This is a genomic window from Halobacteriovorax sp. DA5 (assembly GCF_002903145.1).
GTDB lineage: Bacteria > Bdellovibrionota > Bacteriovoracia > Bacteriovoracales > Bacteriovoracaceae > Halobacteriovorax_A.
In genome coordinates this window covers 1-25449 of the sequence record NZ_PPDJ01000011.1, presented here as the reverse complement: position 1 = coordinate 25449, position 25449 = coordinate 1, and the positions used below count along the sequence as shown (strand labels likewise).

The following is a 25449-nucleotide window of genomic DNA, read 5'->3' as shown; positions in this document are numbered from 1 at the left end:
TTAACTTCTTATAGGAAGTTGATGGCCTTATGTAGTGCTTTTATAAAATTATCAATTTCTTCTTTTGTATTATACAACGAGAACGAGGCCCTTGCAGTAGCACCGATTCCGAACCTTTTCATTAATGGTTGCGTACAGTGGTGACCAGTTCTAATTGCAACACCTTGGCGATCTAAAAGTGTTCCTAGATCGTGTGGGTGAGCGCCTTCAACGACAAATGATAGAACAGAGGCCTTCTCTTTTGCTGTCCCAATTAAGCGAACCTTTTCAACCTCAAGAATTTGTTTTGTTGCATAATCAAGAAGCTCTTTTTCATAACTCTTAATAACATCGAGGTCACAATTAACGATGAAATCAACTGCTGGTTTAAGCCCGATACCACCAGCAATATGAGGTGTACCAGCTTCAAATTTATGTGGAAGATCGTTATAAGTTGTTTTCTCAATTGTCACAACATCGATCATATCACCACCACCTTGGTAAGGTGGCATAGATTCAAGAAGTTTCTCTTTACCATATAGTGCGCCAATTCCAGTTGGTCCAAACATCTTGTGAGATGAGAAGGCGAGGAAGTCGCAATTTAAGTCTTGAACGTCAATCTTTTCATGCGCAATCGACTGTGCAGCATCAACGCAAAAGTAGGCACCATTATCATGTGCAAGCTTAATGTATTTTTTGATATTGTTAACTGTTCCAAGGCTATTTGAAATATGGGCCATTGAAACTAGTTTTACATTACCTTCAGAAAGAAGCTTCACATAAGCTTCTTCGTTGATGTCTCCTTCATCAGTAATTGGAATCTCTCTAACTTTAGCCCCAATCTTTTCTGCTTGGATCTGCCAAGGTACAATATTTGAATGGTGCTCCATAGTTGAGATTAGAATGACATCATCTTTTTTCAAGTAGTAAGGAATAAAAGAGTTCGCAACTAAGTTTAAGCTATCAGTTGTTCCTTTAGTAAAAATAATTTCAACTCTTGAATTAGCATTGATCAGTGATTGAATCGCATCACGTGTTTCTTCATACTTAATAGTTCCAAACTCACTTAGGTAGTGAACTCCTCTGTGAATATTGGCAACATTATGTGAGTAATGCTCATTAACAGTATTGATTACATTAATATGTTTAAGAGTAGATGCAGCATTATCTAAGTAGATAAGTGGCTTATCATGTACTTTTCTTTCTAGTTGTGGAAATTGTGCTCTAATAGCATTAATTTCGAAGGCCATTAAGATTCCTTTTCCATTTCATCAAATGTGTTTTTTTCAAATGATTCAAATAGAATTTCACTTAAGAAGTTTTCAATTTTCTCATCTTCAATTTTTGTAATTGCATCTGAACAGAATGCGTGGATAAGTAGTTTTTGCACGCGCTCTTTTGATAAACCACGAGACTGTAGATAGAAAGCTTCTTCATCACTCATTTGTCCTACTGTTGCACCGTGGGCACACTTAACATCGTCAGCATAAACTTCTAGTTGTGGACGAGTATCAACGTGAGCACCCTTAGATAAAAGTAGGTTCTTATTTAATTGCTCAGAATTTACAAGTTGAGCGTCTCGACAAACAAGAACTTTCCCAGTGAAAACTCCACGGGCCTTGTTATCAAGAACTCCTTTGAAAAGCTGAGAACTATCTGTTCTTTCTTTGATATGCGAAATTAGTGAGAAGTTGTCTGTATGTTGATCACCTCTAAGAGCGTATAGTCCATCAACACTTGCAGTTGCACCTGTCCCATTAAGACGCACTCTCATTTCGTTACGTGATTTCTTTGCACCAGTTGTAAAAGTAAATGATTTGAAGTGAGCATCTTTTGCAATGTCAGCATTAACACTACTTACGTGAAATGCATTTGCACCATCTGTTTGTACTTTTACGTGGCTTACATTTGCTCCATCTGCAATTTTGAAATTTGAGACAGCGTTTATATTATATGCCTTGTCACTTCCCGTGAAAATCTCTACAAAACTAACCTTTGAAAATTGCTCAACGTTAACGTGAATACGAGGAAGAGCAAATTCTCCATCAAAGTCTGAAATATGAACAATTGAGATAATATCATCAACACTTACATTTTTTGGTACATTGATTTCAATAATATTTTCGACAGCAGAAGCATTAAGCATGGCAAAGATATCTGTTTGGTCACAATTGGCCTCATTTGCTACGAGTGCCTTGTGCTCAACGGTGATTTCTTCTGGAAAGAATGAGTCTGCTTTAGAGTACTGACCATTTAAAAGAACAACTTGATACTTTCCTGCAACCTTAACATTTTTAAGCATCGCTTTCTCAGTTGTAACCGTAAACTTTTCAGGTAATACATCTGTAAGTTTCGTATAAATCCAGTCTTCCATCTTTGTGTGTGGAAGTCCACGGGCCTTAAAATTATTCAAGGCTTCCTTATTTGAATCTGATTTAGCATAAGTTGCTAGATCATTTAAGTATTGGTCTGTTAATTCTTGGATATTCATTATTAATCCTAGTCCTTATTTTGTTAACCAGTCGTAACCTTTCTCTTCAAGCTCAAGAGCTAGCTCTTTTCCACCTGACTTAATAATTTTACCGCCACTTAGTACGTGAACATAATCAGGAACGATATAGTCTAGAAGTCTTTGGTAGTGTGTTACTAGAACGATACCATTGTACTTAGACTTGATCGCATTAACACCTTTTGCAACGATCTTAAGAGCGTCGATATCAAGACCTGAGTCTGTTTCATCAAGTAGTGCAATCTTTGGGTTTAGAACGGCCATTTGAAGGATTTCATTTTTCTTCTTTTCACCACCAGAAAAACCTGTGTTAACTGGACGGTCTAAGAATTCTTCTCTCATCTCTAGTAGTTCTAATTTTGGTCTTAGGAATTCTCTGAATTCTTCTTTTTTCATTTCTGCAGCACCTTGAGATTTAGATACTTCATTAAATGACTCAAGAAGGAAGTCAATATTTGATACACCTGGAACTTCAATAGGGTATTGGAAGCCTAGAAAGATTCCATTCTTTGCTCTTTCATCTGGCTCAAGTTCTAGTAGGTCTGTTTGCTTTCCATTGATATTGTAATCAATAGATCCACTTGTTACTTCAAATGAAGGGTGACCAGCGATAACTTTAGAAAGAGTACTCTTTCCTGAACCGTTTGGTCCCATAATTGCGTGAACTTCACCTGGTTTAACTTCAATAGAAATCCCTTTAAGAATTTCTTTTTCTTCTACTCTTGCGTGAACATCTTTAACTGTAAGTAAGCTCATTTTTTTCCCTTTATATAAATCTAAATTTTATCCAATTGAATTTTCTAATTTCATCTCAATTAACTTAACGGCTTCAACAGAGAACTCTAGTGGAAGTTCTTTAAATACTTCACTACAGAAACCATTTACGATCATTGAGATACATTTTTCCATATCCATCCCACGTTGCTGTAGGTAGAAAAGCTGATCTTCAGAAATCTTTGAAGTTGAGGCCTCGTGCTCTACAGTTGCCGTATTATTTTTCACGTCAATATATGGGAATGTGTTTGCTGAACACTTTGAACCAACAAGCATTGAGTCACATTGAGAATAGTTCTTTGCGCCAATTGCCGAAGGCATAACTTTTACAAGGCCTCGATAGTTATTTTCAGATTCCTCTGCTGAGATACCTTTTGAAATAATTGTCGACTTTGTGTTCTTACCGATGTGAACCATTTTTGTTCCAGTATCGGCCTGCATTTTATTATTTGTTAGTGCAACAGAGTAGAAAGCTCCTTGAGAGTTTTCACCAATTAAGTTACATGACGGGTACTTCCAAGTGATTGCAGAACCTGCTTCAACTTGAGTCCAAGAAATTTTTGAATTCTTTCCAAGGCAGTTCCCACGCTTTGTTACGAAGTTATAAATACCACCTTTTCCTTTTTCATCACCGGCATACCAGTTTTGAACAGTTGAGTACTTAATTTCTGCATCATCAAGAGCAATAAGTTCAACGATGGCCGCGTGAAGTTGGTTTTCATCTCTTTGTGGAGCTGTACAACCTTCAAGGTAATTTACGTAGCTTCCCTTATCTGCAACAACAAGTGTTCTCTCAAACTGTCCTGTCTCTTTTGCATTGATTCTAAAGTAAGTTGAAAGATCCATCGGGCAAGTTACACCCTCTGGGATGTAAACAAATGATCCATCCGAGAATACTGCTGCGTTTAGTGCTGCATAGAAGTTATCTGCTGGTGGCACAACTGTACCAAGATATTTTTTTACTAGCTCAGGATGCTCTTGTACTGCTTCCGAAATAGAGCAGAAAATAACACCAACTGCTTCAAGCTCTTCTTTATATGTTGTCCCAACTGAAACTGAGTCAAATACTGCATCAACTGCAACACCTGAAATTCTTTTCTGTTCAGATAATGGAATTCCTAACTTCTCAAAAGTCGCTAAAAGTTCTGGGTCTAAATCATCAAGACTCTTTGGCGCACTTTCTGTTGATTTTGGTGCTGCATAGTAATACAGATCTTCAAAATCAATTTCTGGAATCTCAAGTTTTGCCCAATTTGGCATTGGCATTTGCTTCCAAAGACGGAACGCCTTTAGACGATATTCAAGTAACCATTCAGGCTCATTCTTTTTTGCTGAAATCATTCTTACGATGTCTTCATTTAAACCTTTAGGAAACTCTTGAGTTTCAATGTCTGTAAAGAAGCCGTACTTATATTCTGACTTTGTTAATTGTGTATCACTCATGTGTGAATCCTGCCTTATTCATTAATAACTCTTCAAGCGACAAGTTAATCAGCTGGTGATTAACGTGAGAGTTAAGCTTTTCTATTGGTGAAATTAATTCGCAATTTAAGTATTTAGTACATTTACCTTTAAGGGCATCACAGTCTGAATTTGAAATCTTTCCTTCGATTGAATTACTGACTTCAAAAAGATTAATTTCAGACAGGGGACGGCTTAGGAAGTAGCCACCTTTAATTCCCTTAATTGATGAGAGGACGCCGTATCCATTTAGCTTTTGCATAACTTTTGATACGGGGTCAAAAGGCATTTTGTAGATGTCACATATTTCTCTGGCCGAAGTTAAGTTTTCAGCACAAGTGTGTCCGTGCTCTTGCATATGCTTTAGAGCTTTTAGGGCATATTCTGTTTTTTTACTAACCTTAAACATGCGTTTCACACCTATATTGTGACGAGTTAAATACCTTAGGTATCGCCTTTTATTAATAATTTACGTTATGCCATTTAAATAACGTAAAATAAGTCAAAAAACAACTTATTTAAGTCCATCTTATCAAATATATAGGTGGAATCACACCTCTAATCCATAATATTTATGTAAGATCGACTTTTATCAAGCTTTGTAGGAAAATGATTTCATGAGTGAACATGATACTGAAATTAACTTAAAACGACTTAAATATATTGGCTCTTTACGTGATGAGTCGATCACATCTCTGATTGAAGCACAACTTCTGCGTGAGGGGATTCATATCACAAAAGAATACGAGAACGATTTCTATCACTTATTTGTTGTGGATATTAATCAATTGCAACAGGCCCGTGACGTTTATCGTGTCTACATTGGTGGGGCAAAGCCGTCTAAAGTCGACGAGAATTGGCAGTACGTTCAGTCTTTAAGTATGGGGCCTGCGACAATTATTATATTGGCCTTATGTGTAATTGTTTTTATTTTTGGTTGGATCTTTAAAAATGAAAACCTTTACTATCTCTTTCTCTTTTCAACTTCAAAGGTTGATGCTTTTGCAGATATCAATCGTGGAGAATATTGGCGTCTACTTTCTCCGGCCTTTATTCATTTTGGCTATATCCACATCTTCTTTAATATGCTTTGGTGGAAAGAGCTTGGTAAGCTTATCGAAGTAACTAAGGGAAGTGTCTTTCTTGTCTTACTATTACTATTTACTGCAATTACTTCAAATATTTTACAAGCAATAATGTCGCCGGGGATGTTCGGCGGGCTCTCTGGTGTAGTTTACGGCCTATTGGGATTTTTATGGCCTTACTCAAGACTGAATCCAAATTTCAAGTTTAAGCTTCCAACTTCAGATATTGTACTTATGGTAGGGTGGCTTTTCTTAGGCTTCTTTGATGTCTTTAATTTTAAGATGGCCAACTGGGCCCATGGTGGTGGACTGATAAGTGGTGCAATTTTAGGTGTTATTTTTGCTTTGATGGATCGAAATAAGAGAATTCCCCAACCTTAAGTTTTCCAAGCTTTACGTCACCAATAGCAACTCGAATAAGTCTAAGCGTAGGAAAGTCTACGGCCGCACACATTCTGCGAATTTGTCGGTTACGTCCCTCTGAGATGCGTACTTCAATCCAAGATGTTGGAATCGACTTTCTTACTCGCACTGGAGGTACTCGCTCTTCAATTTTAAAATCCGCAAGTTTTTTTACTTTGGCAGGCTTTGTCTTGTAATTTCCTTTAATAACAACACCACGTTTAAGCTTTTCAATTGCCTCTGTCGTAATATCGCCATCGACTTGAACAATATAGGTTTTTTCAACCTTGCTATCAGCATTTGCCATTTGGTTCTTATACTTTCCATCATTTGTTAGAATAAGTAGACCTTCACTATCTTTATCAAGTCGTCCGATAGGATAGACTTCCTTAGGTAGTTTATAATCGATAAGGCTTAACTGATCTCGATGATCTTTTCCAAATTGGCAAAGAACATCGTAGGGCTTATTGAAGATGATATACTGGTTGTCTCCATTACTAGAAAGCTCTTTAAAATTCTCAAGTGAAAATGGAGCTTCTACTTTTAAGTTAATTTCTTCATTTGAAAATTTATCAAAAAATCGAAGCTTATAGGCACATAGTCTTTGTCCACTTTGGTCTTTTGAATTTGAATAAATTGGATCACCATAAATCGGATGGCCCATATGTTTTGCATGAGCGCGAATTTGGTGCTTTCGACCTGTTAGAATAGTAAATTCTAAAAGTGAATACTGCTTATTTGTATCGATTACCTTGTAGTCAGTAATGGCCTTCTTTCCACCTGAATTTACCACGGCCATCTTTTCAATATGTCCGACACGATTAGCTTTTAAGAAGTTCTCAATTCTTCCTTCTTGCTCAGAAAGTTCTCCGCTACATATTGCTAGGTAGCTCTTCGTTATCTTATTTGGATCGTGTGAACTAAAGAGTTCTTGTAGATACTTATTCGCTTCTTTATTCTTTGCAAATAAAAGAATTCCCGACGTTTCCACATCAAGTCTGTGGGCCAAAACGAGATACTGGTCTTTTCCATCTGCTCGATTCTTCAAAAAACTTGCTAATGCATCTGTACAATTGTCTCTAAAACGATCGAGAGTTTTATGCACAGGCCAGCCGGCCTTTTTAAATAAGGCAATATAATTACCATCCTCGAAGATGATATCATTGGCCGATAGACGAATTTTAATTCTTTTTTTCACTGAAAGTATTGTATCATGTTTAACATGAACGATTTACCAAATTCTGAAGCATGTGAAAGAAATAAAGGCCCTATTCTAGAGGTGATTAAACCTTATCTAGAGAGTTGTGAAAGTGGAGAATTCCTAGAAATTGGCTCTCTGACTTGTCAGCATAGCGCTCACTTTGCAAAGAGCTTTTCTCAAATTGATTTTATTACATCAGAAATTAGAGAAAACCAGAATGTCCTTAAAAAGTGCCTAGAGCATTACAGTAAGAACTTAAAGAATCTCAAAGGTCCTCTGACTTATGAAGCCGGTTTTAATAAACTTGAAGCAGGTAAGAAATTCTATTACACAGCAAATACTTTACATATTATGCCTTGGAAGGCCGCAAAGACCTTTATTAAGGATTTGGCCCAAGCAATGGATGAGAATAGTACTTTGTTTATTTACGGCCCATTTAAGTACCATGGAAATTTCACTAGTCCTTCAAATGAACAATTTGATACTTACTTAAAAGAGAGAGATTCTCAGAGTGGAATTAGAAATTTTGAAGATGTTTGCAATAACTTCTTAAAGAAAGGTGTCTTCCTAAAAGAAGATATTGCAATGCCAGCTAATAATCAGTTACTAGTTTTTACGAAGTAATAAGATTACATTCTCTCTGGTACTTGGATTCCTAGGATACCAAGGCCCGTTTTAATAATTTCACTTGTTGCATACGCCAGCTCAAGTCTTGCTTTTTTAAGAGACTCTTCGCTCGAAGCAATTGGGCAAGCTGCGTAGAAGCTATTAAATAACTTTCCAAGCTCAAATAGGTAAGTCGTAAGTAAACTTGTCTTATTCTGCTCATGTGCTTTTGTAGCAACATCATTAAATAGTGAAAGTTTTTGTAAAAGTTCAAATTCCTTCGTTTCAACAATTGAAGATGCATTTGAAAGTTCAAGCGCTTGTGCCTTTTCGAATCCTTGCTTTGATAGAAGTGAGTTAATTCGAGCATAAACGTATTGAAGATATGGGCCAGTATCACCATCAAGCTTTAACCACTCATTCATATCAAAAACGATTTTACGATTGTTATCAATTTTGATCATTCCGTACTTGATCGCACCGTTTGCAATCTTAGTCGCTGTTTCATCAATCTCTGATTGGCTCCATTCTCCAGCATACTTATTTAAGTAATCTTCTTTGATCTTAGCTTCCATATTGTTTATTAGATCAGTAAGGGCAACAATATTTCCTTTACGAGAACTCATGGCACCATCTGTTAGCTCCACCATTTCATATGGAAGGTGATAGCAGTCTTTTGCCTGTTCAAATCCTATATGCTCAAGAACTTTAAATACTTGTTTGAAGTGAAAGGCTTGGCGAGAGTCAACGATGTAGATATTATTTTTTACACCGTATTCTTCAAATTTCTTAATTGCAAGGGCCACGTCTTTTGTTGAATAAAGTCCTGTTCCATCAGACTTGATTAGAATACAAAAACCTAGCTTATCTTCACTCAGATCCATTCCAATAGCACCATCATCTTTTACGAATAGACCTTTCTCATAGTATTCGTTACAGATCTTTAGTGATGGAGCGTCCATTTCAGATTCAAAGAACCAGCGATCAAACTCAACATCTGCCCAAGCATATGTCTTCTTCATTAGATCAATCGACCACTGACGAGTCTCTTTCCAAAGATCGAAGAATTCACCTTCTTCAGCATGAAGTTGTTTTAGGATTTCTGTAAGCTTTGCGCGGTTATCGTCTTCTTTATCTGAGCCAAGCTCGTCTTCTAGCTTTGTATTTGCTAGAGTGTAAATACGGCCAAGCCATTCTCCCTTATTCGTTTCAGGAATTGTGTCTTGATTATGATATTTTAAGTACCATAGACATTTTGCAACGTGAGTTCCAGAGTCTCCAGGATAAGTCACTGGATGAACATCAACGCTACAATACTGTTTAATTCTAACAAGAGCATTTCCAAGACATAGATTTCTCATATGACCAACGTGAAGCTCTTTGTGAGTATTTGGCTGCGAGTACTCAATCATTGTTTTACCTTCGCCTTTAGTTAGCTCTTTTTTGAAGAACTCACCTGAGCGAATTTCACTGACTAGATTTGCAAAGTATGCATCAGCTGTAAGTGTAAAGTTTAGGTATGGGCCTTGTGCTTTAAGGTCTTTTATAATCGAAGCGTTTGCTTCAAGATCAATTTGTTCTAAGATTGCAGCAGCGATTTGTGGTGGCCCTTGCTTAAGAGCTTTGGCGAAACGAAATACTGGAAAAGCGTAGTGGGCCATCTCAATATTTGGCGCCTGTCCAATTGAGGCATAAATATCTGCTCTTTCAAACTGTGCATCTGGGTAAGCAGTCGAGAATGCATTTTCAAGGATATCAGTAAGCTTTGTTAAAATTGTATTCGTTTCCATTAATTAATCACCGTAATTTGCTGCGCTGCAGTTTAGTATAAGTATGTTATCATCATATTATAATAAATAATTTACTAATTGTTTAGGAAAAGTAATTTCATATGTTCATTTCTACTAGACTTCTAATGATTATATTTAGCTCAGTGTTAATCGTAGTAGCGCCAATTGGAGACACTATTGCCGACGATGGTATGACTCCAATTGAAGAATTTCAAAAAAAGCAGCTAAAAGAGCGAAAAGAAGCAGAAGACTTTCGTAAATACAATACGGAGTCCAGTATTGGTGATGGACTTTTTAAAGGTTCAAATCTTATCTATCTTTGTGGTAAGGATCGTAGGCACTACGCCTGTGTGAATGATCTTTCCATGCAAAATTGTGAGCGTCGTAAAGATATGAAATGTATGTTTATACAAAAGACTAAAGGCCAAAGGGAATGCTTCAAGATTCAGTCTGAACTTATGCTTAAGTCGCGTATTGATTCTTATTGTAAAAATTAATTAATCTCACGATACATTAGGATATGTCGTCCGATTCCCTCAATTTCAAATTCGTCTTCAAAGCTTTCAAAACCTAGCTTTTCGTAGAAAGCTCTTGCTTCGATACGAGCATTGCACCAAATAAGGTTACAAAAGTTTTGCTTAATAATTGGGAAGGCGACATTAAGTAGCTCTCTTGAAAATCCTTGTTTTCGATAACTTTCAAGTGTTGCCATACCTTGTAATTGATATTGATTATCAATATTAAACTTTGGGTTTGGATTAAAATAAAAAGATGCCACAGATACGAGATTATTTTCGACGAAAGCACCTAAGTGAAAAGTATCGGACTCGTCATCAGCAACAAATTTATAACTAGATTCATTGCCATTTATACCTAGAACTGAGCGTCGAATTTTATATGTATCTTTCAAATGGATTCTTTTTACAATCATAGAGGGAATTTATACCAAATAAATGAAATTTTGTCACAATAAAGAAATATAAGCTTATTAATTGAGTATTAAACTTTAGAATTTAGTTTTTTTTACTATTGTGACAACAATAATTATGGGAAATAGTTACGTTATCTTTATAATAGATATATGAAGTTTAGTATAATAAAAATCCAAAAGGCCGTGGCCGATTTCTTCCATTTTCTAAATCAAGAGTTTTCTAAGCTTATTGCTCATATTGATGAGTTCATATTAGCGTGGCCAATGCGCTCTTTTTTTATCTTTCTAGCGATAATAATAATCGCTCGAGTTATGTTCTTTTTAGCAAGAACATATCTGTTAAAGAGAAGTGAGAATCAGATACAGGCCAGAAAGTTTGTCTTTCGTTTCTTTGACTTCAATCTTTACTATCTATTCGCCTTTAGCGCTCTTGATGTTTTTAATCTTTATCTTTTGAAGTTTCAACGAGAGGACTTTCAACTTTTTTTACACGTCTTCAGAAATATACTTGTTCTCTACGTACTCTATATTAATATCGGTTACTTTCACAGTTTCTTGCGTTTTAATTTTCAAGTTTATTTTAAGAGAGTAAATAAGGATTTTGTTAAGGACAGCAAGAAACTTCGCTATATTATTACAATAACAACTTTCTTCTATATTCTCTTATATAATTTATTTTCCGGCTTTCTTGGTCACAATATTATCACGATTCTATTCTTTGTTATTTATACAGCGATCCTACTTCGCTATGAGAACTATGCGCAATTGATTCTACCTAAAATTGTACCGCCTTCAATGTTACTCACTCAAAAGCATATTTCTAATCTTGTCATTAGATATATCTTGCCAGTTTTCTTATACATCTACACACTTCTATATTCATTTTACTTAATGTTCTTCTTGGCAAATAACGACAAGGAGTGGTCAAAGAACTTACTTTCAGGCATTTTAGAACAGCATCTAGAAAGTCTAAGAGATGAGGTCTTCACAGAGTATGAAGTACCTAGCACCTATCTTGATATATTTAAAAGAGAAAGTGATACTGAAATTGTCAGAAAGCCAGATCCTGCTGTGATAGCCTATGAGCGTATTGATAGTTGGCTTAATGGAACAAGTAGTTCATATCATTTGGCATTTTCTGGAGAGTCGGGAAGTGGAAAGAATCATGTCTTGGATAAAATCTTAAAACGATATTCTTCAGTAACATCTTTCAAATTGGATATTAATGAAAAAATTGTTGAAGAATCTGTTCTTTTAAAAAGACTTGAAAACTTTGTTGGTAATGGTGATGAAGAAGAAAAAAAGTTCGTTATCATTAAAAATGCACATAATCTCTTTTTATCGAAATTTAATGGTTTTAAGGCATTTGACGCCTTTTTTAAAGTCATTAATAGTTCTTCTAAAAATGTCTTTTGGTTTACTGTGTGGAATAGTAATTCACTAAATTTAATTAAGCATATTTATAATAAGTATGAATTGTCTTCAGATACCATCCATATAAGGCCATGGAGTAAAGAAGAGCTTATGCAATTGATTTTAAAAAGACATGAACCAACAGGTCTTGAGATCCGATTCAACGAAGAGCTTTTTGAAATTATGTCGCACTTTGGAGCAGAAAGATCAATTGAAAATGCTCAGGATATTTACTTTAGAATCTTAGCAAAACAAACTGGTGGAAATCCTCAGGCAGCAGTTAACACGTGGCTTAAGTCTATTTCTCACGTAAATGACAAAACAATTGAGCTGCACCTCCCACAACGTCGTCCAATTCATGAAGTTGAAATCTTGACTGATGAATCACTATTTGTTTTTTCAAGCATCCTATCTCATGAGCACCTTAGCTTTTCTGAGATTGTGGCGACAACAGACCTTAGTGAAAAAGTTGTTACCTATGCTCTCAAAACAGGCTTTGGGAAGGGAATCCTAAGTAAGGATGGGGATTACTTTCACATTAGAAAAGATTGGTTAGTGGACATCAAAACAATCTTACGAAAGAGGAATTTTATCTATGAATGAAACAGTAACTGATACAATTGCTAAAACGCAAAAAATGGCCAGTATTTTTGATTCTGTTAATCCTGAAATGATTCTAAGTCTTGTCATGGGTTTTCTAACTCTTTTCATTATTGTAAGAATCGTCTCTTGGTCCCTACAGTATTTAGCAATTAAGATTCCGTTTTATCGCTTATCAATACTTCAATTAAATACAATCATCACTCACATGATTTATATCTTTGGTACTTTTTGGTTACTTTACGTAACCCTAAACCCAAGCCAAGAAATGATTTATGCATTTATTGGGTCAGGTGCAGTGGCTATTGGCTTTTCACTCAAAGACCTTATTTCTTCTATTATTGCCGGTATTATTTTAATTTTTGATAAGCCATTTCAGGTAGGGGATCGAATCCAATTTCGCGATAACTATGGTGATATCATCCAAATCGGACTACGTTCTGTACGTATTCAAACTCTTGATGATTCGACAGTAACAATTCCCAATAATTTATTTCTTAGTGAAAATGTCGCTTCAGCTAATTCGGGACAACGAGATATGCTGGTTTGTAGCTATTTTTATTTTAAAAATAATTGCGATATTTCACGTATGATATCACTACTGGAAGAAGTTACATCAACTTCTCGTTACGCTTATTTAAAGAAGCCTTTAAAAGTTATAGTGTCGACGGAAAAATTTGAGCACGGTATTGGAGTGAAGGCCACGGTTAAGGCCTATGTGCTTGAAACAGTTTATGAGAAGGCTTTTGTTACAGATATTACAAAGAGATTTTATGAGGCATTAAGAGAAGAGGAGCTTGCCGATCAACTGCTTTCTGAGTCATAATTTAGACTAATTCTGCCAAAGATAAGGAGTTGATATGGAAATGGAAATCTTTTTTCGCTATTGTGGTGTTCTAGGATTGCTTTATGTCGGTGTTACACTAAATGTAATACGTAATCGCTGGAAACATCGTGTAGGTCTAGGACATGGAAAGGTGTCTGATATGAACAAGGCCATCAGAATTCATGGAAACTTCTCGGAGTATATTCCTTTTATTCTTTTATTAACTTATTTTGCTATCGAAAAACAGATGATCTCTATGACAGGAATTCATGTACTTCTTTCAGCACTTATTATCTCAAGAGTATCTCACTTTATTGGACTTACAAAAAGTGCTGGTACTTCATTTTATCGTTTTTTCGGTACCAGCGTTATTCTTATTGCTTTAATCGGTATCAGTATTATTTTATTACGTTAATACAAATATCAAGATCGCCTAGGGTGTTGCGAACATCCTGGGCAGTCATTGAATAGAAGAGATCTTTTAGTCTCTTATGGATTTCTCCACTTGTTTCAAATCTTTCATCATCTGTTGAATCAAACTTAAATGCTTCTTTAAAAGATTGCCAAAATTTTTCTTCAACACATGCAATGACGACAAATTCACGGTCACTTGTTTGATAGATATTGTAACAAGGGTAAAGTCCGTTGTGTAAGAACTTATGATCAGTTTCTCGAATTGATTTTGGCCAGAAAGCATCAAAAACTTCTTGAGTTGATTCATATAGATAAGACTCAATGATTTGAACATCTTTAGTCTCTTGTGCCTTAAACATTGCTCCAAGTAGATCAAAGGCCATTTTCTGGCCAAAGTTAATACCTGCTAGTGGCAAGAATGGAGGGGCCACATCTTCAATTGAATTGATATTTCTTAGGTGGAGACTTAGAAGTCCCGTCATTGCTAGAGCATTTAAATCGTGCATATGATTCATATGCTCTTTTGATGCCTTTGGGATAACAATTCCATAAGAGTTCTTAACAGTATTTTCGATTGTTTTAATCGAAATTCCAAGCTTATCTTGAATCTTGCCAGGAATTCCCATAATAATTCCATCTGCTTCAAATACTAACTTTTGAATCTCTTTAATATCTTCTTCACTTTTAAAATCGAAGCGTTTAACTGTTTTACACTCATTTAATTCTTCGTACCATTTTGGAAATGAGTTATCCATTTCAGCGAATAGTCCATATATGAATGGGTCTTTGAACTTTGAATCTTCAATTTTAATGACATTTGCACCAAGGCCCGCAAGAAGTTTTCCTGCTAAAGGCCCTGGTAGTCGATGTGAAAAATCTATAATTGTTTTTCCGGCAAGTGGCTTTCCTTGAGTGTTACTCATTAACTTCGCCTTGTACGTGATTTGGTTTTAAAGTCTCAATGAAATTATCTAAACCTTCTCCAGTCATTTCGCATTCGTTTGCACCACAGATTTCCCATCTTTGTCCCTTGTCTTCTTGGAAGTCAAAAACAAACCTTGGAAGGAAGTAGCAAATAAAGCCAGCGAACTCTTGGTTTTGAAGCCATTCTTTTGGGCACTTGATCACTTTGTAAGCATTTGCTGGATAGCTGAGTGCTCTTAGACCTTCACCAGATCCCGCAGGATTTTTTAGAACATCTTGAGTCGTGTTTTCCATTAGAGGCTTGATTTCTTCAAGCATATCAATGTCACCAAATAAAACACTTGCACGTCTTACTAATTTAATAAGAGTTGAAACAGGTGACTTGAATGACTGGTCAAAGCTTGTGTAGTTTTGATTTGGATAAAGTTCCGCATCGTTATCTCTTAGAGCACGTGTTTTAAGACGGCCGTCTACTAAGAATTCTTTTAAGATAAAGCCTAACGTGTCTTTTAGGTTTGCTTTAAAGACAGGGTTTCCACTTAGCTCGTATATTCTAAGTTGTGCTTCTGCAAAAAGAACATAGTCTTCAAGAAGAGATGCACCAACTGGACGAGTTGTTGTGTGACGAAGACGCATTCCATTTGGAGTCGTCTCTAGAAACTTCTTATATGTTCCTTCGACAACACGGTTAAATAACATACTAGCTGCATTTCTAATTGCTGGAACCTGAGTGTATTGCATAACATCTGATAGGGCAGTGATCATGTGGAAATTCCAACTTGCTATCCCTTTATTATCAGTCATTGGTGGAATACGAAGCTTTCTTTCATTAAGAAGTGCTTTTTTAGCATTTCTAATGAGCTCCCAAGACTCAGTTGTGAAAATATCTTTCGCCTTATCATGATTAATCGTAAGAACATTAAGCCCAGAATCAAAATTACCTTTTTGTGTAACTCCAAACCATTCTTTTAGCTTGTCTAGATTCTTTGTTAATGACTCATCTTCAGTATCAAAGCGCCCTAGAGCATCTTCAAACTCTTGCTCAGTATATGTGAAGTATAGACCTTCAACACCTTCACTATCTGCATCTTGAGCAGAGAAGAAAAAGTTTTCTTCTTCATTAAGCATTTCTGTTTTTAGGTATTCAAGTGTATTAAAAATTCCATCAAATACTAAAGGTGATGGGTAGAGCATACTTGTCTTTGCAAGAAGCTTTAGGAGACCAGCTTGATCATAAAGCATTTTCTCAAAGTGTGGCACAGTCCACTTATTATCTGTACTGTAACGGTGTAGTCCACCACGTACTTGATCGTAAACACCACCCATTAACATTCTTTCAATTGACTTAATAATGTGTTCACCATGTTCTTTTTTTACAACACCTTCAAGCATTTGTTCGATGGCCCACTCATAGAAAGCTAATTGTGGAAACTTAGGTGCTTCACCAAAGCCACCGTTTTCCTGATCTTTGAATTTGTCTAGAACATCAAGAACTGAGTTTGGATGTGGAAAGTGTCCCTGGAAGTCAACATTTTCTGGTGAGATAAAGCCTTTCTCAATTGCATCAAATGCTTTGTTCGCATTTTCAGTAACGGTAGCATTATCTTCTTTATATGCTCTCACTAGTTCAGTTAAAACTTCCATAAATGGAGTTGCTTTAGCTTTGGCCTCTTTTGGAAAATACGTTCCAACAAAAAATGGCCTTAGGTTTGGAAGTAGGAAGGCACTAAGAGGCCAGCCACCACCATTAGTGAATAATTGGCAGGCTTGCTGATAGTAATTATCAATATCTGGGTGCTCCTCTCTATCAACTTTGATATTGATAAAGTTTTCATTTAGATACTTTGCTGTTTCTTCATCACAAAATGATTCTTCGGCCATTACGTGACACCAGTGACAAGAGCTGTATCCAATTGATAGAAAGATCGGTTTATTTTCTTCAGTTGCACGTGCAAGAGCCTCCGGACCCCATGGGAACCAGTGAACTGGATTGTCTTTGTGTTGTTTTAGGTATGTTGATGATTCATCTTTTAATCGGTTAAATCCAATATCTGTCATTCTTACTCCTCAAATTTATATATCTATTATGCGTGAAATATTTAAAAATTAAAGGATAACCTCCCAAAATCCTGTAATTAAATGAATGTTTTTGAAATTATTTCTTGCGCTTCGCATTATAATTTTATTTTAACTAGACGAGTAGGTTCAATAGCGGTAAAAGACCTTCATATGAAAGCACCGAGTGAGCGATATAGCTCGCATCTTGAACATTTTAGTACTTTTTGTACGAATACAAAATCATGGTTCACGCTAGGACTTTGTGCCTTTGCAGTCGTGCTTTCTTTCGACTTTTTATGGACACCGACAAGCACAAACTTCCGCGATCTTGGTATCCTTTCATCAATTAATTCAAAAAATCAAAATTTCACTCCTTATAATAGTTATAACTTTAAAGAAACGAATCCATTCTTTAAAAGCTTGCATCTAGGCTTTCTTTCATCAATTGATAAAAAGACGCTTGAGGATACTTTGATTGCTCATATGGAGCATCCAATAAACGTAAGAGCAGAGAAGTATATTTCTTCACTTCTACATTTTGCTGAACAAAGACAACTTGATCCATTATGGGTTATCTCTATTGCTTGGACTGAAAGTCATTTCAATCCAACTGCACAAAGTTATGTGAAGGCCCAAGGCCTAATGCAGATCATGCCTAAAACAGGGGTTTTTCTGCATAAGCTTTTAAAGAGATCCCTCAATCAAGAAGATATTATTGAGATTCTTCGTGTTCCTCACGTAAATATGGAATTAGGTGTCTATTATCTTAGTCGTCTTTATAAGAGATTTGGTCTTTATCGCTATGCGACGGTTGCCTATAATATGGGGCCAGGCTTTGTGAGGCAGCGTCTGCGTTTTAATCGTCCAGTTGGAACAAAGAATGTTTATTATGACAAGGTGAAGAAGAATTATAAAAAACTTCTGGCCGCTGTTGAGACTTTAAATAAACGTTCACGTTCACTTGGCGTTGAGTCAATTCTTCATAAGAATAACCACCAATTCGATCTTGATTACTACCTAGGGATGGATCTTGTTCCTAGTTCTGATGAAAAAATTGCTAAGAAAGAAATTTCTAAATCACGCTTAGCGAAAAACTCGTAATTCATTGAGTCATCTTTTCAACTTCAAATAGCTATTAAAAATTGCTATATTCGTTCCTTATAAATTACATGAATAAGGAAGTTGTATGACATATTCATCAGTTATTGCAATTGATGGCCCAAGTGGGAGCGGAAAATCAACAGTAGCTAAGTTGTTGGCCAAGGAGTTAGGTATTCTATATATCGACACTGGAGCTATGTTTCGCGCTTTAGCCTTTGCTGCAAATGAGAAGGGAGTCGATCTTCATAATCATGGTGCGGTAGAATCATTCTTAAAAGATATTAAACTTGAATACGGACAAGCTGATGCACTTGTAAAAGTGGATGGTGTTGATTTATCTCAAAAAATTAGAGAGCACCATGTTTCAAAACTTGCTTCAATCATTTCTCAAATTCCTGTTGTAAGGACAATGCTTTTAGATTTTCAACGCTATATTGCAGATGAAAAAGTATGTGTTATGGAAGGGCGTGATATTGGATCAGTTGTTTTTCCAAATGCATTCATTAAGTTCTTTGTTACTGCTTCAATCGATATTCGTGCTCAAAGAAGATTTGACCAATTAATTGAGAAAGGTCAGCACGATATTGATCTTGAACAACTAAAGCGTGATGTGAAAAAGCGTGATGATAAAGACATGGGTAGAGAAGTTGCTCCACTTGTAAAAGCGGATGATGCTACTCTTGTTGATACTAGTGAGATGGCCATTGATAAGGTTATTTCGACTCTAAAAGAAAACGTACAAATTCGCGCTAAAGAGGTTGGTATAGCGTTGTGAAATATTTAATCAGTCGCACAGATGCCATTGGTCAAAATATCTTAACGATGCCAATGGCCCAGGCCATAAAAGAAATGGATCCGAATGCGACTGTTGCTATAATCACATCTCCAACTTCTGTCATTCTCTATAAAGACCACCCTTATATCGACAAAGTTTACGTTCTTGATAAGAAGAGGTCATACCCATTTAAAGTAAAAAAAGCACTTCAGGTTTTTAATGAGTTTAAGCCAGATGTCTATCTCTATGCAGGTGGATCACAAACACCAAACTTTGTGGCCTGGCTAAAGAAAGTTCCTTTCCGTGGCGGACACCTTGCCAAGTGGCAGGCCAATTTCACTTTAAATCGTGGAGTTCGACAAATTCGCTCTGAAGTGGAAGGGCATGAAACTTTCTATAATATAGAGCTACTTCGTGATCTTGATAATTTTACTAATATAGAACATCGAGAATTCATCCCTGAGTTCAACTTTACTGTTAATGAGAATGATTTTAATTCATTTAAAGAGTTAATTAAGGGAGAAGGTCTTGATCCAGAAAAAGAAATGGTCTTTGTTCATCCTGGAGTTTCTAATGATAATTTGTCATGGCCGGCCAAGAATATTGCTACTTTCATAAAGCGTATAAATGGTATTTATCCTAATCGTTTTAATTTTATCATTTCTCATATTCCTTCAGATCTACGCTACGTAAATCCTGTTAGGGAAGAGCTTAGAGATTATGATGATCAGAATATCTATTACTTTAATGGCAAAAGACGTGGCATTGTTAACTTTCTAAATATTCTAAAACACGCTACACTTTTTATAGGACCTAACTCTGGGGCCACACATATGGCCGCTGTTCTTGGTGTTGATTTAGTTGGAATTTTTTCACCTATTAAAAGCCAATCGTCACTTAGGTGGAAACCTAAAGGGGATGCGCAGATCAAGACGGTCACTCCAAACGTAGTTTGTGGGGAGTCTGACAAGTGTGCCGGAATGGATTGTCCATACTATGACTGTATGGCAAAGATCGAAGAAGACAGAGTAATTGAAATTGCAAAATCAATTTTAAATAAATAACGGAAATATTATGACAAAATTAATTTCACCTGAACGCTTTAATGCAATCATTACAAATCTTAACACGATTAAACCAATTCTCGTTGTGGGAGACGTGGGAATCGATAAATACACATCTGGTGTCGTCAATCGTATCTCACCTGAAGCACCTGTTCCACTTCTTGAAGTTCAAAAAGAATGGCAAAAACTAGGGCTTTCAGCAAACGTTTCGGAGAATTTAAAAACTCTTGGTGTTAACTCAACTTTATGTGGGGTTATGGGTGATGATGCTAATGCAAATGTTTTAGAAGATCTTCTTGAAGAAGCGGGGCTTTCAACTTGGGGAGTTGTTCGTTGTGATGAAAGACCAACTGTTTTCAAGGAAAGAATTGTAACAGATCATCAACAAATTTGTCGTATTGATTATGAGTCAAAGAAGCCTATTAATGCTGATGTTGAAAAAAGGTTAGTAAGTCGTATTAACGAACTCAAAGAAAATCATGGTGCTTTAATACTTGAAGATTATTCTAAAGGAGTGCTTACTGAATCTTTAATTTCACGTTTAGTTAGTGAGTTTAAAGAGTCAAAGAGCTTAATTGCTGTTGACCCTAGTCGCACAACTCCGCCGCTATATTATAAGGGTGTCTCACTTCTTAAACCAAACCATCTTGAAGCAAAGCTTATGGCCAATCTTCTAGGATATGCAGGGGAGCTTCAGGTTGAAGATATTGCTGAAATTCTAGTTGATAAACTGGAGTTAGAAAAAATTATTATTACTCTTGGTGCTCGTGGAATGGCCATGCTGGACACTCTTGGTGATGGTAAATTGCACATGATCCCAACTGTTGCCAACGAAGTCTATGATGTTTCTGGAGCAGGGGATACAACAATTTCTCTTCTTGTTGCCTGTCTTGAAGCAGGAGCAAGTCTTGAGGAAGCCGCTTGGATTGCTAACTGTGGAGCGGGTGTGGTTGTCGGAAAAGTTGGTACAGCTACAGTTAATCTTGAAGAGTTAAGCAATTACTACAATGTTTTAAAAGAGAAAATGAAGTAGAGTGAGCGATTTAAAACCGGCCACTCGTGCCCTCGCTTTCTTCAGTGTTCTTTATCAAGAAGACAAGATTGGTCCAAGTGAAATCATTAATTTACTTGGGCCACAGTACTCTGATCCAATACTATTCACACACGATTTTTTTCCAATGAAAGACTATTACAGCAAAGAAATGGGGCAGAATCTCAAAAGATGCTTTTTCTTCTATCCTGAGCTTATTGAGAGAACTAAATTAGTTGAACTCAAAAAATATTGTGATGCACTTGAAAAGCAATATCTCTTGGATAGCGCTAGGACTTTTAATATTGATCCAGGGCTCATCTGCTTGGATCAGGTCCTACTTTCGAGTGGCAAGCCTTACTCTCATCGTATCTATTTAGGAGAAGGAGTTTTTGCTGAATTGACCTATCAATTTCAAGGTAAAACTTACCAAAGTCTTTCTTGGACATACCCCGACTATCAGCACCAAGAGATCATTTCAAAGTTCAATTGGTTTCGCTCATTTTTATTGGTACTTTAAACACCCCACGTCTTGCTTTTTCGCACACCGCATGAAAAACTCCCAAGGTTATTATTGAACGTATACAAATCGTCGAAAATAGGTGGGATTATGATTGATAAGCTAAATGAAGCTTATGGGAAGTTTCAAACAGAACTTGAAACACTAAGTGCACAGCCAGATGTACTTTCACTTAAGTCTAGTTACTTAGGGAAGAAGGGCGCTGTATCTGAAATTTTAAAGTCGCTTAAGGATGCTACTCCTGAGCAGAGAAAAGAAATTGGGCCAGTTGCCAATGAGATTAAGCAAAATATTGAAGGGCTTGTTGCAAAGAAGCTATCTGAGATTGAGCTTGCTGAAATTAATGAAAAGCTAAGTAAGAATAAAATCGATATTACTTTTACTGATGCAGTTAAGTCTAAGAATAATAATCACGGCGGACTTCACCCAAGAACTCTTGTGCAACAAGAAGTTGAAGATATTTTCTTATCAATGGGGTTTGAGGTTTTAGATGGCCCACATGTTGAAACAGAGTTTTATAACTTTGAGGCCCTAAATATTCCTGGTGATCACCCAGCTCGTGATATGCAAGATACTTTCTGGTTTAGAGATGAGAAATCTCCGGAAGGCAATAAACATCTTTTACGTACACACACTTCAACTATTCAAGTACGAGGTATGATGTCTCGTAAGCCACCATTCCGCTTCATTGCTCCTGGAACAGTATTTCGTTGTGAAAGAACTGATGCTTCTCACGAGATGGTATTTCAACAATTAGAAGGGATGATGGTAGGAAAAGATATTTCTGTATCAAACCTAATTTACTTCATGAAAGAAATTCTAACTGAGATCTTTAAGAAAGATGTCGAAGTAAGGCTTCGTCCTGGTTACTTCCCATTCGTTGAGCCAGGTTTTGAACTAGATATCAAATGCCAAGTTTGTAGCGGAAAAGGGTGTTCTGTTTGTAAACAAGTTGGTTGGGTAGAGCTTCTTCCATGTGGGATGGTTCATCCAAATGTTCTTAGAGCAGGTGGAATTGATCCTGAAGAATATAATGGTTTTGCATTTGGGCTTGGTTTAGATCGTCTTGTTATGATGAAGTACGGAATCGATGATATCCGCCACCTTCAGTCAGGTGATCTACGTTTTAACTCACAATTTAAAGAATATTAGAAAAGTTTTAAGGATAATATATGTTAATTAGTATCGATTGGATTAAAGACTTCGTAAAAGTTCCAGACTTAGATGCAAATGAAATTGGATCAAAATTTACTCTAGCAACCGCTGAAGTAGAAGACGTTCTTTCTGTTGGTGATCACCTCGAAGCAATCACTGTTGTTGAAGTTCTAGAAAAAGAAAAGCACCCTGAAGCTGATAAGTTAAATCTTGTTACTTTCACAAACGGAAAGGATAAGTTTCAAGTTGTTTGTGGTGCTGCAAACGTTAGAATTGGAATGCGCACAGCTTATGCTCCACTTGGAATCACTCTACCAAATGGCCTAACTCTTGAGCCTAAAAAAATTCGTGGTGTTCTCTCTGAAGGAATGCTTTGTTCTGAAGAAGAGCTTGGTTTCGCTGAAGATTCTGCCGGAATTATTGAGCTCGATAAAATGTTTGATAACCCAGAGCTTGGCACAAATATGCTAACTCTTTTCAATCAAACAAAAGATATCTTATTAGACGTTGATAATAAGTCTCTTACTCATAGACCAGATCTTTGGGGTCACTATGGAATTGCTCGCGAGTTTGCGACAATTTTTGATAATGAATTACAAAAACCATTCTCTGTCGATTGGGCAGCTAATTTAAAAGCAAAGTTTTCAACTGATGCAGCCCCTATCAAAATTAAAGTAGAAGAAGGCACAAGTTGTCTTGGTTACTTTGGCCTTAGCGTAGACAATATTAAAGTAGGAGAGTCTCCTGCGTGGATGAAAAGACGTCTGCAAGCAGTAGGTCTTCGTCCAATTAATAATATCGTTGATATTTCAAATTACGTAATGCTTGAACTTGGTATTCCTCTGCATATCTTTGATCGCGAAAAGATCAAAGGTGACACTGTTGTGATTAGTGCTCTTAAGTCAGATTCAGAGTTCACAACTCTTGATGAAGAAAACAGAAAATTAGTTGCAGGCGATACTGTAATTGGTGACTCTGAAAAGCCTCTTGTTCTTGCGGGGATTATGGGTGGTTTAAATAGTGGTGTTGATGAAAACACAACGAAAATTTTCATTGAAGTTGCAAACTGGAAGGCCGCAGAAGTTAGAAAAACTTCAACTCGCCTAGGTTTAAGAACTGACTCTTCTTCTCGATATGAAAAAACTCTTGATTCTCTAATGCTTGAGAGAACTCTATTAAGAACTCTTGAGTATGTATTAAAAGAAAACCCTGAAGCTAAAGTCGTAGGTGATATGCAATACGATGGGCCAAATCTTTTAGAGATTAAGCCCGTTTCGATTCCATCAAGTGCTGCTAAAATTAATAAGGCCCTTGGTAAAGAAGTTTCTTTTGATGAAATGAAGAGAATCTTCAATAGTCTTGATTTTAATATTGAGGGAACAGCTGAAAGTTTTGTTGCTCATATTCCAAGTTATCGTGCAACTAAAGATATTGAAACAGGATCTTGTCTTGTTGAAGAAATTGGACGTGTTATTGGTTTCGATAATATTGCTCCTGTTTCACCAAAGCTTGATATTGCTCCAGTTAAGTTAAGTCCTGCTCAGAAGCTACACCGCCGTATGAAAAACTTTATGGTGAATCATGCTAATGCATTTGAAGTAATGACATACCCTATGATTGGGCCATCTCTTCTTAAGAAGTCTCTATATGAACACAAGGGTGGATTAGAGTTAATTAACGCTCTTTCAAAAGATGCGTCTCTTATGCGCGAATCATTAGCACCTTCTTTTCTTGAGGCCGCTTCTCAAAACGCAAAGAATTCATCTGCATTTAAATTCTTTGAACTAGGTCGTACATATCACGCAAATGATAAAGACTTTGTAAAAGAGGAGAGTGTATTTGGTGCGCTTTACTTCGATAAAGAAGCAACTCCATTCATGGATCTTTTAAACGATACAACTCGCTTACTTGATTGTTGTAATGTTAACTATCAGTTAAATGAACGTAATCCTAAGTTTAAGAGTAATGCTATTGATGAAGAGTGGGCAGGTATTCATCCATTTGAATTTTATAACTTTAGAATTCAAGGAAAGATGGATGGTGTAATCTTCTCTGTTCATCCTCTAGTACTTAAGCAATTTAAGATTAAAGGCAATGTTTCAATTGCACTTATTAATATGAGCGCGTTTGAATCACGTGAGCAGAAAGACAAAACTAAGTATCAACCATTAGCGAAGTTTCCTGGTTCAACATTCGATTGTACTGTAGAAGTAGATACTAGCGTTGCAGTAGGTACTATTTTAAATAGTCTTTCAAAACTTAAGATTAAAGAACTTGTTTCTACTTCTATTGCAGATATCTTTGTTCAAGATAATAAGAAGTCTGTAACAGTAAGAAGTGAATTCTTAGATCCTAATAGTACTTTATCAGGAGAGTTCATTACTGAAGCTTCTAATAAAGTAATAGAGACGTTAGAAAAAAACGGATTTCCTCTAAAAAAATAGGTTAAATTTTTTACATAGTAACCGATGATAGAAGGCCACTCAGAGAGTGGCCTTTTTTATTTTCATTAACTTTCGAGATTTCAAGGGGTTACGTTTTTAGTAGAAGTTTAACCTACTGCTAAAATTAAGTATGATTAATAATCTATAAGTATTTAATATTGTTATTAAAATTTATGAAAAAAAAGTTAATAAAAAGTAAAAAAAGTATTGACGAAGTTATTCGGGTTTCATAATATGCCCCTCGTTCCAAACAACAAACGAAACAAAAACAACGTTGCAAATAACGACATTGAATTTTTTTCTTTAATTGTTAAAAAAGACTTTACATGTTGAACATGAACATATAGTCTCGGACAGCTCTTTAAACATTCAAATAAAGTAATAAAG

The 25449-nt window shown here is 36.2% G+C and carries 23 protein-coding genes; 13 read left to right on the top strand and 10 right to left on the bottom strand.

Features of this window, described 5'->3' with window-relative positions; all coding sequences use genetic code 11:
* Positions 1 to 8: 8 nt before the first annotated feature.
* Genes C0Z22_RS14200 through C0Z22_RS14180 form a run of 5 tightly spaced genes read right to left on the bottom strand, consistent with a single transcriptional unit; the run spans position 9 to position 5132 of the window.
* Complete coding sequence (locus C0Z22_RS14200; protein ID WP_103219033.1) at positions 9 to 1229, bottom strand: aminotransferase class V-fold PLP-dependent enzyme; 1221 nt, start codon at positions 1227 to 1229, stop codon at positions 9 to 11.
* The gene (gene sufD / locus C0Z22_RS14195; RefSeq protein WP_103219032.1) at positions 1229 to 2470 is read right to left on the bottom strand and encodes a Fe-S cluster assembly protein SufD; all 1242 of its coding nucleotides are present in this window, start codon (positions 2468 to 2470) and stop codon (positions 1229 to 1231) included. The genes C0Z22_RS14200 and sufD overlap by 1 nt, the downstream gene beginning before the upstream one ends.
* 15 nt (positions 2471 to 2485) lie before the next feature.
* Positions 2486 to 3244, bottom strand: coding sequence for a Fe-S cluster assembly ATPase SufC (gene sufC, locus C0Z22_RS14190; RefSeq protein WP_103219031.1), 759 nt, complete (start codon positions 3242 to 3244; stop codon positions 2486 to 2488).
* Positions 3245 to 3271: 27 nt separating this feature from the next.
* Complete coding sequence (gene sufB, locus C0Z22_RS14185; protein WP_103219030.1) at positions 3272 to 4705, bottom strand: Fe-S cluster assembly protein SufB; 1434 nt, start codon at positions 4703 to 4705, stop codon at positions 3272 to 3274.
* The gene (locus tag C0Z22_RS14180) at positions 4698 to 5132 is read right to left on the bottom strand and encodes an Rrf2 family transcriptional regulator (protein ID WP_103219029.1); all 435 of its coding nucleotides are present in this window, start codon (positions 5130 to 5132) and stop codon (positions 4698 to 4700) included. The genes sufB and C0Z22_RS14180 overlap by 8 nt, the downstream gene beginning before the upstream one ends.
* A gap of 208 nt (positions 5133 to 5340) precedes the next feature.
* Here C0Z22_RS14180 and C0Z22_RS14175 point away from each other — a divergent pair, with 208 nt between their 5' ends.
* Positions 5341 to 6189 (top strand): rhomboid family intramembrane serine protease, encoded by an 849-nt coding sequence (locus tag C0Z22_RS14175; RefSeq protein WP_103219028.1) that lies wholly within the window; start codon positions 5341 to 5343, stop codon positions 6187 to 6189.
* Here C0Z22_RS14175 and C0Z22_RS14170 read toward each other — a convergent pair.
* On the bottom strand, positions 6143 to 7408 hold the full coding sequence (locus C0Z22_RS14170) for a pseudouridine synthase (RefSeq protein ID WP_103219027.1): 1266 nt from the start codon (positions 7406 to 7408) through the stop codon (positions 6143 to 6145). The genes C0Z22_RS14175 and C0Z22_RS14170 overlap by 47 nt on opposite strands.
* 24 nt (positions 7409 to 7432) lie before the next feature.
* Here C0Z22_RS14170 and C0Z22_RS14165 point away from each other — a divergent pair, with 24 nt between their 5' ends.
* Positions 7433 to 8035 (top strand): DUF938 domain-containing protein, encoded by a 603-nt coding sequence (locus C0Z22_RS14165; protein WP_158246940.1) that lies wholly within the window; start codon positions 7433 to 7435, stop codon positions 8033 to 8035.
* A 5-nt stretch (positions 8036 to 8040) separates the two neighbouring features.
* On the opposite strand, the gene argS is transcribed toward C0Z22_RS14165, so the two are convergent.
* Positions 8041 to 9807, bottom strand: coding sequence for an arginine--tRNA ligase (gene argS, locus C0Z22_RS14160; protein WP_103219025.1), 1767 nt, complete (start codon positions 9805 to 9807; stop codon positions 8041 to 8043).
* Between the two features lie 101 nt (positions 9808 to 9908).
* Between argS and C0Z22_RS14155 the strand changes: the two genes are divergently transcribed.
* Positions 9909 to 10304: a hypothetical protein gene (locus C0Z22_RS14155; protein WP_103219024.1), complete on the top strand. Its 396-nt coding sequence runs from the start codon at positions 9909 to 9911 to the stop codon at positions 10302 to 10304.
* Here C0Z22_RS14155 and C0Z22_RS14150 read toward each other — a convergent pair.
* Positions 10301 to 10738 (bottom strand): GNAT family N-acetyltransferase, encoded by a 438-nt coding sequence (locus C0Z22_RS14150; RefSeq protein ID WP_103219023.1) that lies wholly within the window; start codon positions 10736 to 10738, stop codon positions 10301 to 10303. The genes C0Z22_RS14155 and C0Z22_RS14150 overlap by 4 nt on opposite strands.
* A 150-nt stretch (positions 10739 to 10888) precedes the next feature.
* On the opposite strand from C0Z22_RS14150, the gene C0Z22_RS14145 reads away from it, so the two are divergent.
* Genes C0Z22_RS14145 through C0Z22_RS14135 form a run of 3 tightly spaced genes read left to right on the top strand, consistent with a single transcriptional unit; the run spans position 10889 to position 13992 of the window.
* A complete protein-coding gene (locus C0Z22_RS14145; protein ID WP_103219022.1) occupies positions 10889 to 12754 on the top strand; it encodes a hypothetical protein in 1866 nt (621 codons plus the stop codon).
* Positions 12747 to 13577 (top strand): mechanosensitive ion channel family protein, encoded by an 831-nt coding sequence (locus tag C0Z22_RS14140; protein WP_103219021.1) that lies wholly within the window; start codon positions 12747 to 12749, stop codon positions 13575 to 13577. Before C0Z22_RS14145 ends, C0Z22_RS14140 begins: the two co-directional genes overlap by 8 nt.
* Positions 13578 to 13611: 34 nt before the next feature.
* Positions 13612 to 13992, top strand: coding sequence for an MAPEG family protein (locus C0Z22_RS14135; protein ID WP_103219020.1), 381 nt, complete (start codon positions 13612 to 13614; stop codon positions 13990 to 13992).
* On the opposite strand, the gene C0Z22_RS14130 is transcribed toward C0Z22_RS14135, so the two are convergent.
* The gene (locus C0Z22_RS14130) at positions 13976 to 14914 is read right to left on the bottom strand and encodes a CoA transferase (protein ID WP_103219019.1); all 939 of its coding nucleotides are present in this window, start codon (positions 14912 to 14914) and stop codon (positions 13976 to 13978) included. The genes C0Z22_RS14135 and C0Z22_RS14130 overlap by 17 nt on opposite strands.
* Positions 14907 to 16973 carry a thioredoxin domain-containing protein gene (locus C0Z22_RS14125; protein ID WP_103219018.1) on the bottom strand — a complete coding sequence of 689 codons (2067 nt, stop codon included), beginning with the start codon at positions 16971 to 16973 and terminating at the stop codon, positions 14907 to 14909. The genes C0Z22_RS14130 and C0Z22_RS14125 overlap by 8 nt, the downstream gene beginning before the upstream one ends.
* Before the next feature lie 171 nt (positions 16974 to 17144).
* Between C0Z22_RS14125 and C0Z22_RS14120 the strand changes: the two genes are divergently transcribed.
* The 7 genes from C0Z22_RS14120 (at position 17145) to pheT (ending at position 25062) form a co-directional block, all read left to right on the top strand.
* Positions 17145 to 18074 (top strand): lytic transglycosylase domain-containing protein, encoded by a 930-nt coding sequence (locus C0Z22_RS14120; protein ID WP_158246939.1) that lies wholly within the window; start codon positions 17145 to 17147, stop codon positions 18072 to 18074.
* Positions 18075 to 18159: 85 nt separating this feature from the next.
* On the top strand, positions 18160 to 18849 hold the full coding sequence (cmk, locus tag C0Z22_RS14115) for a (d)CMP kinase (protein ID WP_103219016.1): 690 nt from the start codon (positions 18160 to 18162) through the stop codon (positions 18847 to 18849).
* Entirely contained in the window at positions 18846 to 19913 is a 1068-nt protein-coding gene (locus C0Z22_RS14110; RefSeq protein ID WP_103219015.1) for a glycosyltransferase family 9 protein, read from the top strand. The genes cmk and C0Z22_RS14110 overlap by 4 nt, the downstream gene beginning before the upstream one ends.
* Positions 19914 to 19923: 10 nt before the next feature.
* Positions 19924 to 20946, top strand: coding sequence for a bifunctional heptose 7-phosphate kinase/heptose 1-phosphate adenyltransferase (locus C0Z22_RS14105; protein ID WP_103219014.1), 1023 nt, complete (start codon positions 19924 to 19926; stop codon positions 20944 to 20946).
* Position 20947: 1 nt separating this feature from the next.
* Positions 20948 to 21463: a DUF4416 family protein gene (locus C0Z22_RS14100; RefSeq protein WP_103219013.1), complete on the top strand. Its 516-nt coding sequence runs from the start codon at positions 20948 to 20950 to the stop codon at positions 21461 to 21463.
* A 90-nt stretch (positions 21464 to 21553) separates the two neighbouring features.
* Entirely contained in the window at positions 21554 to 22615 is a 1062-nt protein-coding gene (gene pheS, locus C0Z22_RS14095) for a phenylalanine--tRNA ligase subunit alpha (RefSeq protein ID WP_103219012.1), read from the top strand.
* A gap of 20 nt (positions 22616 to 22635) precedes the next feature.
* Complete coding sequence (gene pheT, locus C0Z22_RS14090) at positions 22636 to 25062, top strand: phenylalanine--tRNA ligase subunit beta (RefSeq protein WP_103219011.1); 2427 nt, start codon at positions 22636 to 22638, stop codon at positions 25060 to 25062.
* The last annotated feature ends 387 nt before the right edge of the window (positions 25063 to 25449 follow it).